This is a genomic window from Bacteroidota bacterium (genome assembly GCA_039111535.1).
Lineage (GTDB): Bacteria > Bacteroidota > Rhodothermia > Rhodothermales > JAHQVL01 > JBCCIM01.
In genome coordinates this window covers 1-13,516 of the sequence record JBCCIM010000179.1, presented here as the reverse complement: position 1 = coordinate 13,516, position 13,516 = coordinate 1, and the positions used below count along the sequence as shown (strand labels likewise).

Below are 13,516 nucleotides of genomic sequence, written 5' to 3'. Positions count from 1 at the left end.
GATAAGAAAAACGAGGTCATCCGTGTGATAGACTATAAAACAGGGGCTTTTACCCCTAAAGTCGACTCTCTTGACAACCTCTTCGACACTATGAACCCTACCCGAAACCAAGCAGCATTTCAGGAAAAGCCCCATATAGAACCATGATGAAAACAACGACGCTAATGCTGGCGGCAATGCTGTACCTCAGTACGCCTTTGCTGGCCCAGGATAAAATGGCAAACAACATCGATAACAGTAACATAGCCCTGCAGGGTTATAGTCCTGTTTCCTACCTTGATCTTGGCCTGGCCCAGAGAGGGGTGAAAGACTATAAGTCTACGTTTGAAGATGTGACCTATTATTTTACGTCATCTGCTCAGAAAGATGCCTTCGACAAGAACCCGGAACGGTATCTGCCGCAGTATGGTGGGTATTGCGCTTTTGGCGTGTATGCCGGCGCCAAGTTTCGGGTTGACCCGAACAAATTCATTGTAGAAGATGACAAATATTTCCTGTTTCTCTACAATCTTGAGCTGGATGCACAGCAGTTGTGGATCACCGAGAATGATCACAGCCGGCTGGTAAAAAAGGCCAATGAAAACTGGGAAGTGTTGCACAAATCATACAATTAAACCGTGTACAGGCCTTGCAAACAAAAGGGCGGCTCCATAGATGGACCGCCCTTTTTCTTTTGGGGTTACCGATTAGCAAACAGGTCTGCGTTATTGCAGCCTCACGGGCAGGCCTGTATTGGCAGCTTTATAGATGGCTTCCTGAATGCGCAAGACGTTTAGGTATGCTTCACCCGAGGTTTCAAAAGGCTTGTTATGTTCAAGGCAATCCACAAAATGTCGCTGGGTGAAAAAACAGCAATCTCCACCAAATCCACGATTCACATGGGCATAGCTGTGCTCAGCTTCGGAATCACCTAGTTGCTGGATGGTGATTTTGCCGTCATCATACAACCGAATACTGCCCCCGGAGCCTTCTATAAGAAAGGTGCCGAAGGTGTATCGGGCGTTGGGGTTTGCAGAGGCGTTGTATCGGTTGGCATCCCACATGCCTAGCGCGCCACTGGAGAACTTGAAAAGGAGCAGGCCGCAGTCTTCGCCGGCAATGACCGGGTTGAGCCGGCGCAAGTGTGCATACACCTCTTCAACCTGGCCGGCGAGAAAGCAAAACGTGTCGATAAAGTGCACCCCTGTTTCGTAGACAAGCAGCCGGGGCATGGTACGGAAGTAGGGTTGCCGGCCGAGGTAGGCGTCTTCTCCCCATCCATCTCCCATACGAGAGCGAAAGGTCAAAGAATGCAGAGTGTCACCAATGGCGCCAGCATCCAGCAGCTTTTTTATTTCCCGGTGCCACGGTTGAAAACGAAAGTTCTCGTGAATCATGAGCCGGATACCATCCGCTTCCGCTTGCGCTACCATGTCGCTCGCAGCCTCAAAGGTGGGCGCCATGGGTTTCTGGCAGATGATATGGATGCCGTGCGCGCCGGCCGCTTTACAGAGTGCTTCGTGCGTAGCCGGCGGGGTGATAATATCTACAAAATCAGGCTGCTCTGCGGCAAACATGGCCTCATAGTCTTCATACACCGCTGGAATGTCATACATTTGCGCAGCCTGTTGGGCTTTCTCCTTGTCCGTATCGCAAACGGCTACAATTTTTACATTGGGAATGCGGGTCCAGGCATCAAAGTGGAACTGGCTGAAATAGCCGGCCCCGATGCACACCCCTTTGAGTGCCGCCATTATGCTTCCTCCAGTGGTTTTTCGGGTTGCATGGAAAACCAGGCGATGATAGCCAGTACATTGAGGCCGGCGCCGAGATAAAAGAAGGGGGTTGTGGTGTCGGTCCATGCAAGCAAATACGGGAAGGCCAGTGCAGTTAGAAATGAACCGATGTTACCCGCCATGTTCATGGTGCCTGATACCGCGCCGGCATTTTTGCGCCCGATATCAACACAGAAAGACCAGGATGGGCTGAGTGTCATGTCGGCACCAAAGATGGCAATAGACAGGAAGAAAATGGCACCGCCCACTTCGTCCATAGAAACACTGCCCAACAACCCGCCCGCGGCTAGTGCAAATCCGATGACTGCCGGTATGGTGCGGGACAATTTCCATTTGCCCTGCTTATAGATGCGATCTACCAGCCAGCCTGAGAACCAGTTGCCAAAAGCGCCGGCGATCAGTGGGGCCGACGCATAAAACGCAGCTTCTACCGTCTCCAGCCCATACGTCGATTTGATGTATGGGAAGAGCCAGGTAAGCGTAAAGAAGAACGTGAAGTTGCTGGCAAAGTATTGGCCCATTGCCAGCCACATGTTTTTGGAAGAAAGCAATACACCGAGTGACAGGCCAGCCGTAGCTGCGTCATCAATTTGCTGCCTGTTCTCCAGAATGTAGTCCAGTTCGGTCTGGGAGATGCCCTTGTGTTCTGCGGGGTCATCGCGGAACCACAGGTACCACGCAAATGCCCAGACAAAACCGATGGCCCCCAGTACAACAAACGTAAGGCGCCATCCCATGGTCGAGATGAGCCACGCTACACCCGGCAGCGCAAACGCCGCGCCCAGCCGTGATCCTGAGAAGTTGATGCCGGTGATCAGGCCGCGTTCTTTCATCGGTATCCATGAAAACACAGCGCGGGCCATTCCAGGGAACGCGCCGGCTTCTCCGACACCAAACAGAAATCGAAAAACCAACATCGACACGAAGTTGAATGCTGCGCCGGTCAACGCTGTAAAGATCGACCAGAACGTAACCACGGCCGTCAAAATTTTGCGCGGCCCAAACCGGTCTGCAAGAATGCCAGAGGGCGTTTGGAAAAGCGCATAACCCAATGCAAAGACAGAAAGCACCCAGCCCATTTGTGTATCTGTCAATCCGAGATCTGCCACCACTTCAGGCTGTGCAGCGGAAATACACACGCGGTCAACGTAAAGCAAGACGGAAAGCAGAAATGTGCCCGTGACAAAGTTATATCGCTTGGGAATTAAAGGGGAGACTTCGGTAGAAAGCTGGGGGCTATTCATGCCAGGATTACGATAATTGGTGGACAAGGGTGGTTAGCGCGTCTTCTTTCCCCACATTCCCCGGGAATACAATGTAAGCAAGTCCTGGAAACCGGCTTTCTTCGCCAAGTCTGTTGGCGGGTACACCGGGCAACACCTGCCCTAAAACATACATTTTTTTTACGTTGAGACCTTTTGTGGCCAGGTCGCTTGACGTAATACCGCCTTTAGCAACCACGTATCGCGGTTGGGCGGGCAATTGCTTCACGATTTCGACCAGTGCCTGCGACACCATGCCAGCAATACGCAAGCTGTCAGCGGCTGAGGTGCCGGTTATTAGTTCGCGGCTTGTGTAGAGTACCGTATCTCGCTCCGCACTAAAGTGGTCTTTTAGCACCCGCAAAACACGGGCAATTTCTGATACGCGCTGTTCTGGAGCCAGCAAGCGGTTGGCTTTGAGCTCGATGGTAGCGAGGGTAGTGTGGGTTGTTAGATGATGCAGTTGCTGTGTGGTCATAGGGACGTGGCTGCCAATCACGACGATGCCGGCGCCTGTCTGGGGCAAGGCTAACGCAGTTGCATCGAGGAGCGGTTTTTTTTGCAGGCCGGCGTAGGCCCGTACAAAAGAAGCGCCTGTGCGGTAAAGCAGCGTTTGGCCTGCATCTTCTGCATTCAAACACGCAAGGGCAACCACTTCAAGGTCACGCATAGTCACCGCATTGGCAATACAAACGCTTCGTGGCGCGAGGGCGATCAGTTTTTTTGTAACTGCTTCGGGGCCGCCTGTGCGGATATCTTCCAGTGTCAATGATGCGACTCGATCCGCAGACACGCGGCCGTGGGTGTTCTCAGCAACCCACTCGCACAGGTTGGAGGCAGTGTATCGTCTTCCTGCACCCAATGGATGTCGTTGATTGTGTAGCGCCCGCCTTCTTCAAAAAAGGGTGCAATCAGGTGAATCGCCTCCTGTTTGCCCAGCGCGGTGAGGAGTGGATCTACCTCAGCAGGGTAGTGGCCTCGTAAGGTTGAATCGCTGCGGCTGATAACAGAAAATCGCCGGCCTGTTGCCTGGGCAGCAGCTTGCAGGTTGCGCCCAATCTCTGTAGCAAGGGCTTGTGCCTGCACGGTGACCATACTCCGTGAGTTGGTCAGGATATAGCAGAGCGGCGTGCCGGCGCGCAGTATCTCGGTCAGCTCTGCGACGTCCCAGGTGGTGAGTACGGGGATGTCGTAAACCGTTTGGGTACCGGTGGGGTCATCATCAAGCACAACAACAGATCGGTTTGTGCGATGAACGGACTGTTGGATGGCCGGGAGTACATCGTCCGGCCAAGGTGATGGCAAAGTAGCGAAGAGGGTTTCACGGTCCTGGCTTTGCATCATGCCTCTTCTGTGTCTTCTGCTGCCGGGTTTTCTTCCAGCGCAAAAGCCCTGACGGGTGCGCCATCCCGGGCCACTTTAATGGGCAGTGCGCCAAAGATAACCTGGGGACTTGTGATTACATCCAGATTGGTTAGCCCTTCGACGATGATAATATCCGCGCGAAGCAGTATTTCGTGGATGCGTACAATTTCTTCCCGGTTAAACGGATCTGCTACAGCCGGCGGCTCAACGCCCAGCATCGGGAGTTGTTGTGCCGCGCACCAGTGGGCCAAATCATCGCTGATGCGGGGCAGGGCGTTGTAATATTCGGGCTCGCCGAGCCGTTTGCTCCAGCCTGTTTTGATGAGCAGACTTTCGCCGGGTTTTATTTTCTCAGGTATGTCTCCCAGGTGCTCAAGCGTGATCAAGGCTTTGGCAGCGATGCCTGATACATCTGCTACCCAAGCTGGCCCCATACAGCGCTCCAGGGGGATGTCTTCGACCGTTTTGTCATTCACGCCGTAATGGATGGGCGCGTCAAGGTGGGTGCCGGCGTGTGAGTACAGGTGGTAGGTGCTTGCATTCCACCCTTTGTCAGCTACCGTATATGTGGTTTCAATTGCAACCCCGCGCATCCCATCTTCGAGCGTCAGAGTGAGGTCGATCAGCCGTTTATTCTGCCACATGGTGTGCAGGGGATAAGTTGCGGACGATGGCATCACCTATCTCGGTTGTTCGGGCTGTGCCCCCGAGATCTGCTGTAAAGTTGCCTGCAGCGATTACGGCGTAGATGCTGGATTCAAGTTTTTGGGCAGCTGTTGCTTCGCCGAGATGTTCGAGCAGCAAGGCGGCAGACCAAATGGCACTGATCGGGTTGGCGATGCCCTGGCCCGCAATATCTGGTGCTGACCCGTGGATGGGCTCAAACATCGATGGATAATCTTTTTCCGGATTGATGTTGCCACTCGGCCCCAGACCAAGGCTGCCCATGAGTGCCCCGCCAAGATCGCTCAGGATATCACCAATCATGTTGGTTGTTGCAATTACATCGAATCGCTCTGGCTTCAAAATGAAAGACGCAGCGGCGTTGTCCACATACATTTTCTCATACGTGACTGCCGGGTAAGATTTGCTTACCGCTTCAAAAAGCTGGTCCCAATACACCATCGAGTGAATCAGCGTATTCGACTTGGTAACGTTGGTCAGGTGGCTGCGCCTTTTTTGCGCAAGCTGGAAAGCGTAGTGTGCAAAACGCTCAATGCCTTTTCGGGTGAACACACTGGTCTGCAGGGCAAAGCCGCTGTCCTGCTCAGGGTTCACAAAGTTGCCAATCTCTGAAAACTCGCCTTCCGTGTTTTCGCGCAGAATAATGAAGTCGACATCTTCAGGGGTTTTGTTGCGTAGCGGGCCTGGTACGCCCGGGACAAGCCGAACGGGCCGGTAGTTCACATATTGCTGAAAGTGTTTGCGGACACGGAACGTGTAACGGATAGCCGGCAATCGGTCGTCTACATCGGGCCTGCCGATGGCGCCAAAATAAATGGCATCAAATGCTTTGAGCTGATCAAGCCCGTCTTCGGGCATGAAGGCCCCTGTTTCTTTGTAGTAGGTTGCACTCCATGGGAAATAGCTGTAGGTCAGCTTGAAGCCCTCCTGCGCGGCTACTGCATCGAGTGCCCTGATACCTTCGGGAATAATTTCGTTGCCAATACCGTCGCCTGGAATTACTGCGATGTTGTAGGTTTTCATGTTCGCTACTTTCTGAGTCGATTGCCTTAATTACGGAGTAGGATGTTTAATCTGCCGGCACCAGCGTGGTGTCCGTCGTCATAATCCATTTGTCAAAAGCTACACCGTCTTCTCGCATAGAAAATTGGATGGTGTGCACGCCGGCTTCTTCGATTTCCATCGTGATGGTGCCGGGCGTTCCGCAATGGTTGTCTGGCACCCGCTGCGCTGACGTCCAGGTCCATTTGTTTTTGCCTTCGCACCACTGCAAGCGTTGGCTGTTTTCGGGCCAGGTGTCATTAATGCCGGCGTGGATGCCGTTGTCTTCTGTACCCGTTGAATAGGCGCGCGCCCACAGGGTGTATGTGCCTGGCGTGTTGAACCGCACATTGTAGGAGATCATTGGACCAACGCCGGCTTCAGGGAAGAAATTGGTCCCAACAATGAGCGAGTCGTCGTGTGTGACCCGGGTATCAGGCAACGCCTCCAGGTAAGCGCCGTTGCTGGCCGTACCTGTGTGATCGGTGGTATTGTTTGCGGCTACGCTCTCTGAAGTAATATGTACCCAGGTACGCGGAATACCGTACGTTTCTGTCGCATGGTAATCCTCTGCTTCTACTTCCAGAAATCCGTCAACTTCTTCAAACACCTGGAGATCGCTAGCCTCTTGATCTGCAGGAGTTTGTTGTGAGCTGTTTGTGCAGCCGGCCATTGTGAAGGTGAACAAAAGAACGATAAAAAGCCGGGCAGGGGGCTGCATTGCTTGATGTTGGTTGGTGGTCGGGATGCACCTTTCCCTTCACTTCGCTATGCCGGCAGGCAAATGAAACCACAGGAGGGCAGTACTCTGGCAAGATATAAAAGAAGCGCCTCGTTATCTGCCCCAATTGCATTTAACTTCGGAATTGTTGCACGCTTATCGAGACCCCAGGGTATACGTCAACGTGAGTCCGTTTTGAAAAGTCTGATAGGATCGCCGAATCCTACTCGATTCCAGCGTCGCATTTGATACACGATCATTGGATTCTGCAAACGCGGTGACCGTGATTGAGCGCGTGATCTTACACGATGCTTCAAAGTGCCAATTTATGTAGTTGTAAACCAGACGAGGTGCATCGCTCCCCCCTGGAAGCAGCGCTTCCCTGACTTTGAAATTAACTGACCGCCACCCGGCTTCAGCACGTATCAATACGTTACGGATCGGTTCGATGTCGAAGCCCGAATTGATGCCAGCCGCAATGTAGCTGTAGTAATCTTCAAACGCATCGTTACGTACCCGGCCTTCCAGGTCGATGTCCCAGGCCAGCCAGCGCGTTAAGCCCCATTCAAAGCCCAAAGCGGCGTCGTAATAGGTAAGCTGATTAAGCGGGCTACCTGGATTTTGCAGTCCTGATGCGCTACGGGATAGATACGCATGGTAGGTTTTGATTCGATGGGTTAAATCCATCGAGACTTTTCGGTATTTGCCTTTTCGTTTGCGGGATCGATATGTCCAGCCCAGGTCGTTTATCAGGTTGGACTGATCGAGTGATTGCAAGCCGGCAGTCTCATCGTAGTTGTACCTATTCCACTGATAACCCGCTTCAAATGTATGCCGGCGCGACGGCGCCCACCGCAACCCCGCCTCCGCCCGTAAGGAGGCGTAGGCATAGACGCGCGCAAGCTCATCCCCAAGGATATTGGTACCTACGCGTCGAGATACACGACCTGTTACACGGGCAGACAGGCGCCATGCTTTTGCCACTTGCCAGCTATCACCCAGGCGGAGGTAGTGATATCCACCGTTTAGATAATTCAGCTTGCTGTACCTGTTGAGCACCGATCTGTAATCAAGATCAATACGGTGTGTACCGGTACGCAAGGTGGCATCCATTTTTAAAGAAAGTGGGACGGATAGATCGTTGGCGTAAAGCAAATCTGCGTCTAACATCTGCCCATCAAGTAATAAGCTGCCGGGGCTTTTAAAGATGTTGTCAACCTGGCTCAGGCCGGCTTCCAGGGAAGCCTTCCACGACCATTGCGCATGCGCACGCTGCGTAGCAAAGAGGAGGAGCGCGAATATCAAAACGCGGATAGTTTTCATGGATCAAAGATGCGTCTGTTGGAAGAGAGAAGGGATCGATTAGGCCGCAACGGGTGTGCGTTCCAGGAGAGGCCTGAGGCCAGTCCTGTTGGTGTTTTGGATTTGCAGTCCGGGGCGTGCATTGATTTCCAGAATCATGGGGCCGGCGGTGCGGTCGATGACAATGTCGATGCCGAGATAGCGCAGGGGCATCAGGGCCGCCGTGTGTTTACTGATTTGTATGATTTCTTCCCAGAAAGGGATTTGCCTGCCGGGTAACGCGGCACCGGAATCAGGATGTTCGCGGAAGTACACATTGTTCAGGAAGCCTTCTTGCAGCGTACCTGTATTGATGTCGATGCCAATCCCGATTGCGCCCTGGCAGAGGTTGGCTTTGCCATCTGATGCATCTGTGGGTACGCGAAGCATGGCTTGCACCACCCGTCCTTCGTGCGTGATGACCCGTAAGTCGGGCAAGCCAATCGGGTAAATGTCTGTAAAGAAGGGATGCGGATAAACCCGTTGTTCGATCAGGGCTTTATCGCGTTTGCCGCCGGAGTGGCTGCCGAGGATAATGTCGGCAATATGTTGCTGCAGCATCGCCGGCGTGTAGAAGGTACCGCCTGGTGTTAACCAACCGCCTCGGGTGCGGGTGAGCACCAGGATTTTACTGCCCCGCAGGCCTTGTGCCGGCTTAACAACAAAGGTCTTATGGGCTGTCATGGATGCCCAATGTGTCTTAATGTCTTTGACTTCCGATAACACCGCAAAGGTGGGCGGAACGGGCATGCCATGTTCAGCAAGTACGTGTTTCGAAATGGTTTTGTCGTTTGCCAATACGAGGTCTCTACGCTTGTTTGCCTCGTGGATGACTACAGCATTTCGCCGGTTGATACCCAGCACATATTCATTGAAGCGCGACACGATAGCATCGTCATCCTGGAGTGGCATCAGCCATTTGAATCGATGGTACTCCATGAGGCGTAAACCAAGCCAGCCACCCAGCCATAGATTACAGGCACCTACGATAAGTAAGACTTCCGGAAAAGTGAACAGCACCGCCTGCACCACCGGCACACTAATCACGGCATAACACGCTGAAATAACCAGCAGGGTCATACCCATTACTTTGGCTGCTTTAACCGGACCTTCTTCATCCAGGTGGAGAGACAGTCGTTCAGCAGAGATGGCAAGAATCACGAGTGGCAGCAGCGAGAACGATACCAGTTCAGACCATCCAAACTTGAAGCTCAACAATGCCAGGCCCAGTAGAATACCTACCACGGCCAATAACATAAAAGAGAGTTTCGGCACGTACAGCAAGCCGGCCCGCGCCATCGGGCTGTGCAGAACGGCTACCAGGAGCGTAATGAACAGGAAGCCGCCGAGTGCAGCGCCCAGGCCGGCGTGGAGCCCAGAGGCAGCAATCAGGGCCGGCAAGAAGACGCCGTACGTTTCTAGCCCAATCACATTGCGGAAGAAAGCCACAATCATCGCTGCGACTGGGATGAGTAGCAGGACCTTTAGTGATACAAGAGGCAATCCCGAACCCAGAAAATCAGCCCACAACTGAAAAGCATTGAAGCGCGAAGGTAGCGAAGCAGCGCCCGCTGTGATGTAGCTGTGGGAGAGGTAGATTTCGTTAACCAACACCTCGAGGGTAAGCCCCGTGGCGTTCAGGCGATGGGTGTGTGCTGCGAGGGCAAGGACGAGGTAATTGTCTGGCAAAGCCGCGAAGAAATTGTTTGCGGGATCGAAGGGGATCCATGCCTCAGCAATTCGGATTTCCAACCAATCGTGCACAACGCTTTGCCCCTGGTCTTTCAAAATCAACCCGTTTACCCAGCGATACTGTGTATTGTCCAGATCGAGGAACGCAGCAAATGTTTTGTTGGGGGTTGTAGTGTTTTTGCGAGCTTCATCAAACGCAGTGCGCAGCACCGCATAAACAGACGGTGAGAGTCTGGCTGTGCGGGGTTGAATTTCAGCGTGGAAGTTGTAAGTCAGGACAATAGCTTCATTTGAAGCTGGATGCGTCCAGGTTGCATACTGGCCGGATTCATCAGCAGAAAGGGTGTATGTTGCACGGCCTGTGTAGTGCGCGTTGGATACGGTTTGTGTTTCGCGCGTAGTGGGCAGGTAGCTGGAGAAAGAAACAGGCCCAGTTTGCGCCGGCTGGGTCAACTTTAGCGTAACATCAAAGCCTTTCTCTGGTGGGATCGTTTTGAGGTCATATTGAAGAAGGAATACTTTGGTCGCAATCGAAACGAGTGCCACAGTTACGAGCAGCCATTGCATGTTGCGCGTCTTGCTGGTTTTGGATAACGTCATGGTGTTATTGCTAAGGAGTAACTGACTGCTAGCTGCCTGTCGTTGGTAAAGAGTGTTTCAGATGCATAGCCAGTCTGCTGTTGTCTGAAAAAAGAGATTGGTGGGAAGCCGTAGCGATTTGCGATGTGGAAAACTGATTTGATTTATTTGTAGATTTGGGGGACGAAAAAGCAGGAATTCTCACCCACTCAACCCGTATAATGCGCGTCTCCTCAGATACCCTATGGTTTCGTTTATTTTTTTGTTGTGGCCTCTTCATCCTCGCCGGCTGTGATAGCACAGATCCAGATCCTGACCCAGAGCCGCCCGAAAACGTACTGACACTGCAAGACGTTGAAGGCCTAAAAAATGCGGCGCCTTATCCTGTGGGGGTAGCAATTGCATCTGACAAAATTATCCAGGCCGGCCACCAGGCCATCATCAACCACGCGTTTAATAACATCACGGCTGAGTGGGAGATGAAGATGAACCCTGTTTCAGTCGGACCCGGCACCTACAGCTGGGATCGCCCTGATGGACTGGTTAATTTTGCAGAGGCAAATGGGCTGAATGTCCACGGACATACCCTGATATGGCATACCACAACGCCGCTGTGGATCCAGAATTTCTCTGGTGACAATGCTGAGTTTGAAATTGCAATTGAGCGGTATATCACCGACGTTGTGACACGCTACAAAGGCCGTGTAGCGAGCTGGGACGTAGTCAACGAAGTGTTTGAAGATGGCTCTGGTGCTTTGCGTACGTCTGAATTTCAACAGCGTATGGGAGACGACTTTGTGGCAAGACTTTTTGAGTATGCACACGCAGCTGATCCAGACGCGTTGCTATTCTACAACGACTATGGCACCATATGGGATGGCACGAAGCGACAGGCCATGCTAGACATGATCGATGATCTGCTGGCTCGCGGCATCCCCATTCATGGCGTTGGTTTGCAGATGCACATCACCATCGATTTTCCTGCGATGAGCGAAATTGTTGCAACGATGCAGGCAATCTCTGATCGTGGGCTGAAGGTGCATATTTCTGAACTGGATGTGCGGGTAAACCCGAATGGTGATATTAGCAGCTTGTCATCAGCGCGTAGCGAAGCACAAAAAGCCAGGGTTAAAGAGCTGATCCAGGCGTTTAATAATCTACCCGAAGAACACCGGTTTGCGGTGACCATGTGGGGCGTGCGCGATTCTGAGAGCTGGTTGATCAACTTCTGGGGTAACCCGGAGTGGCCATTGCTTTTTGATGATTTGTTTAATCCGAAGCCGGCGTATATAGGATTTCTGGAAGCCCTCCAGGAAGCAGGCTGATTTATCTCCCTTAAAGATGCGGATTGTACAGTTAATCGACAGCCATGGTCAGCAACGCGTGGCTCATGTTAAAGGAGCGCACTTACAGCTGGTTACTGGCTATACGTCGACCTATGCGATGACGCTTGCCGCGCTGGAGCAAGCAGTTACCCTGCCTGCGTTGGTCACCAGCCACCTCAGCGAAGAGTGGGAAACATACGCCACAGTGTTAGCCAGCGGCAGGATATTGTCTCCCGTCACCCATCCAAATCCCGCGCGGCTGTGGGTAACGGGTACCGGACTTACACACCTTGGTAGTGCTGCTGCGCGGGACTCAATGCACAAGGTGCCAGACGAAGGCCAGACTGACTCCATGAGGATGTTTCAAATGGGCCTAAAAGCTGGTAAGCCGGCTGATGGCGATGTCGGCGTACAACCTGAGTGGTTCTACAAAGGCAATGGTACTACCATCGTTGCGCCTGAATCACCAATTTACTCACCTGCCTTTGCATTGCTCGACGGCGATGAAATCGAGGTCTGTGCATGTTATGTCAACGATGCTGCCGGAAACCCACACCGCATTGGCTACGCGCTGGGAAATGAGTTCTCGGATCATAAAACGGAGAAAATAAATTATCTCTACCTGGCCCACTCTAAGCTACGGCCCTGCGCTTTTGGGCCTGAACTGTTGCTTGAGGAATTGCCAGCAGATGTCCGCGGCACGTCGCGTATCATTCGGGATGGTATGGTGATTTGGGAAGAAGAATTCCTGAGCGGTGAGGAGAACATGTCGCATAGTATTGCGAACCTGGAGTACCACCATTTCAAATACGAACTCTTTCAGCAACCCTTCGACGTGCACTGTCATTTCTTCGGCACCGCCACCGCAAGTTTTTCCAAAGGCATTGAACCCCGGGACGGCGATATATTCGAAATGGAAGCCGCCGGCTTCGGCGCGCCGCTGCGCAATACGCTACGGATTCAGCACCCAACAACTGTTGCAATCAAAAAGCTGTATTGACACGAACAATGGGCTGCGTAGCCACTGGCAACGAAAGCAAATCAATCGGCATTAGGCACTCGAAAATCGGCATTCACTGCAACCGCTACTTATTATCGTCCGCTATAGGCCGTCCAGATACCTGACATCACTTCCCGGTCCAGTGCACCCGTGTAGGCTACCAATTGGTGGCGAATAACCTCCGTTTCGCCTTTCTTGATGTGCCAGTCGCCTTCCAGTGCGCGGCAGGGTCCAATCCCCAGTTGTCCATCCACACGCCATGCAGTGGGATAGTTGGTATTGTCTGGGTGGTCCATGATGGTGATGTGTCCCCAGTCTGCGCGGCCTTCGATGACCATGCCGACATCTACCCAGTCCGCTTTTTGTCCTTCTGCTTCCTGGTTGCGCTGATTTTTGTTGTTGATGGCTTCGCCAGCGATATCCCGTCGCCAGGGCATGCGAAGAAACATACCACCGTATTCGAACGCGTTTATAGTGATATCTTCAATGGCTTTACCGCGCCATTCGAGTCCAATTAATGTTTTATCGCCATCCATGGAGAGCGACCAGTTCATGGTCTCCTCAAGGATCGGGTTGCCTGCTTCGTCCAGCATGTGATACACGGTCTGCCATTTTACCTCTGCACCGTCTTTTTGTAAAATAGAGGCAGCAATCCTTTTCCAGTGGCTCGCGCCGTTGTTATGGAAAAAGTCGCGCCCAATTTGCGCCTTTATATCGACAGGTTTATCGCG

General features: G+C 52.6%; 13 protein-coding genes. 3 read left to right on the top strand and 10 right to left on the bottom strand.

What is annotated here, in order from left to right:
- The first annotated feature begins 143 nt into the window (after positions 1 to 143).
- The gene (locus tag AAF564_21290; GenBank protein MEM8488098.1) at positions 144 to 614 is read left to right on the top strand and encodes a YHS domain-containing (seleno)protein; all 471 of its coding nucleotides are present in this window, start codon (positions 144 to 146) and stop codon (positions 612 to 614) included.
- A 90-nt stretch (positions 615 to 704) separates the two neighbouring features.
- Here AAF564_21290 and AAF564_21285 read toward each other — a convergent pair whose 3' ends face one another.
- The 9 genes from AAF564_21285 to AAF564_21245 all read right to left on the bottom strand — a co-directional run bounded on the left by AAF564_21285 (position 705) and on the right by AAF564_21245 (position 10,481).
- Positions 705 to 1,733 (bottom strand): Gfo/Idh/MocA family oxidoreductase, encoded by a 1,029-nt coding sequence (locus tag AAF564_21285; GenBank protein ID MEM8488097.1) that lies wholly within the window; start codon positions 1,731 to 1,733, stop codon positions 705 to 707.
- Positions 1,733 to 3,019, bottom strand: coding sequence for an MFS transporter (locus tag AAF564_21280; protein MEM8488096.1), 1,287 nt, complete (start codon positions 3,017 to 3,019; stop codon positions 1,733 to 1,735). Before AAF564_21280 ends, AAF564_21285 begins: the two co-directional genes overlap by 1 nt.
- A gap of 7 nt (positions 3,020 to 3,026) precedes the next feature.
- On the bottom strand, positions 3,027 to 3,830 hold the full coding sequence (locus AAF564_21275) for a nucleotide-binding domain containing protein (protein MEM8488095.1): 804 nt from the start codon (positions 3,828 to 3,830) through the stop codon (positions 3,027 to 3,029).
- Entirely contained in the window at positions 3,803 to 4,381 is a 579-nt protein-coding gene (locus AAF564_21270) for a four-carbon acid sugar kinase family protein (protein ID MEM8488094.1), read from the bottom strand. The genes AAF564_21275 and AAF564_21270 overlap by 28 nt, the downstream gene beginning before the upstream one ends.
- A complete protein-coding gene (locus AAF564_21265; GenBank protein ID MEM8488093.1) occupies positions 4,378 to 5,046 on the bottom strand; it encodes a cyclase family protein in 669 nt (222 codons plus the stop codon). Before AAF564_21265 ends, AAF564_21270 begins: the two co-directional genes overlap by 4 nt.
- The gene (locus AAF564_21260) at positions 5,033 to 6,109 is read right to left on the bottom strand and encodes a tartrate dehydrogenase (GenBank protein MEM8488092.1); all 1,077 of its coding nucleotides are present in this window, start codon (positions 6,107 to 6,109) and stop codon (positions 5,033 to 5,035) included. The genes AAF564_21265 and AAF564_21260 overlap by 14 nt, the downstream gene beginning before the upstream one ends.
- 46 nt (positions 6,110 to 6,155) lie before the next feature.
- Complete coding sequence (locus AAF564_21255; protein MEM8488091.1) at positions 6,156 to 6,848, bottom strand: hypothetical protein; 693 nt, start codon at positions 6,846 to 6,848, stop codon at positions 6,156 to 6,158.
- 156 nt (positions 6,849 to 7,004) lie between these two features.
- Positions 7,005 to 8,171, bottom strand: coding sequence for a hypothetical protein (locus AAF564_21250; GenBank protein ID MEM8488090.1), 1,167 nt, complete (start codon positions 8,169 to 8,171; stop codon positions 7,005 to 7,007).
- 39 nt (positions 8,172 to 8,210) lie between these two features.
- A complete protein-coding gene (locus tag AAF564_21245) occupies positions 8,211 to 10,481 on the bottom strand; it encodes a sugar-transfer associated ATP-grasp domain-containing protein (protein ID MEM8488089.1) in 2,271 nt (756 codons plus the stop codon).
- A 200-nt stretch (positions 10,482 to 10,681) separates the two neighbouring features.
- Between AAF564_21245 and AAF564_21240 the strand changes: the two genes are divergently transcribed.
- Both AAF564_21240 and araD1 read left to right on the top strand, forming a co-directional pair.
- On the top strand, positions 10,682 to 11,785 hold the full coding sequence (locus AAF564_21240; GenBank protein ID MEM8488088.1) for an endo-1,4-beta-xylanase: 1,104 nt from the start codon (positions 10,682 to 10,684) through the stop codon (positions 11,783 to 11,785).
- Positions 11,786 to 11,801: 16 nt separating this feature from the next.
- The gene (gene araD1 / locus AAF564_21235; protein ID MEM8488087.1) at positions 11,802 to 12,785 is read left to right on the top strand and encodes an AraD1 family protein; all 984 of its coding nucleotides are present in this window, start codon (positions 11,802 to 11,804) and stop codon (positions 12,783 to 12,785) included.
- Between the two features lie 92 nt (positions 12,786 to 12,877).
- Here the strand turns inward: araD1 and AAF564_21230 are convergent.
- Positions 12,878 to 13,516: DUF6807 family protein (locus tag AAF564_21230; protein MEM8488086.1), on the bottom strand; the 639-nt coding region annotated here is incomplete at its 5' end.

Excerpts from the sequence above, each read along its gene's own strand:
- AAF564_21260 (MEM8488092.1), bottom strand. The coding sequence starts at position 6,109 with ATGAAAACCTACAACATCGCAGTAATTCCAGGCGACGGTATTGGCAAC.
- AAF564_21265 (MEM8488093.1), bottom strand. The coding sequence starts at position 5,046 with ATGTGGCAGAATAAACGGCTGATCGACCTCACTCTGACGCTCGAAGAT.
- AAF564_21270 (MEM8488094.1), bottom strand. The coding sequence starts at position 4,381 with ATGATGCAAAGCCAGGACCGTGAAACCCTCTTCGCTACTTTGCCATCA.
- AAF564_21240 (MEM8488088.1), top strand. The coding sequence starts at position 10,682 with ATGCGCGTCTCCTCAGATACCCTATGGTTTCGTTTATTTTTTTGTTGT.
- AAF564_21280 (MEM8488096.1), bottom strand. The coding sequence starts at position 3,019 with ATGAATAGCCCCCAGCTTTCTACCGAAGTCTCCCCTTTAATTCCCAAG.
- AAF564_21250 (MEM8488090.1), bottom strand. The coding sequence starts at position 8,171 with ATGAAAACTATCCGCGTTTTGATATTCGCGCTCCTCCTCTTTGCTACG.
- AAF564_21290 (MEM8488098.1), top strand. The coding sequence starts at position 144 with ATGATGAAAACAACGACGCTAATGCTGGCGGCAATGCTGTACCTCAGT.
- AAF564_21285 (MEM8488097.1), bottom strand. The coding sequence starts at position 1,733 with ATGGCGGCACTCAAAGGGGTGTGCATCGGGGCCGGCTATTTCAGCCAG.
- araD1 (MEM8488087.1), top strand. The coding sequence starts at position 11,802 with ATGCGGATTGTACAGTTAATCGACAGCCATGGTCAGCAACGCGTGGCT.
- AAF564_21245 (MEM8488089.1), bottom strand. The coding sequence starts at position 10,481 with ATGACGTTATCCAAAACCAGCAAGACGCGCAACATGCAATGGCTGCTC.
- AAF564_21255 (MEM8488091.1), bottom strand. The coding sequence starts at position 6,848 with ATGCAGCCCCCTGCCCGGCTTTTTATCGTTCTTTTGTTCACCTTCACA.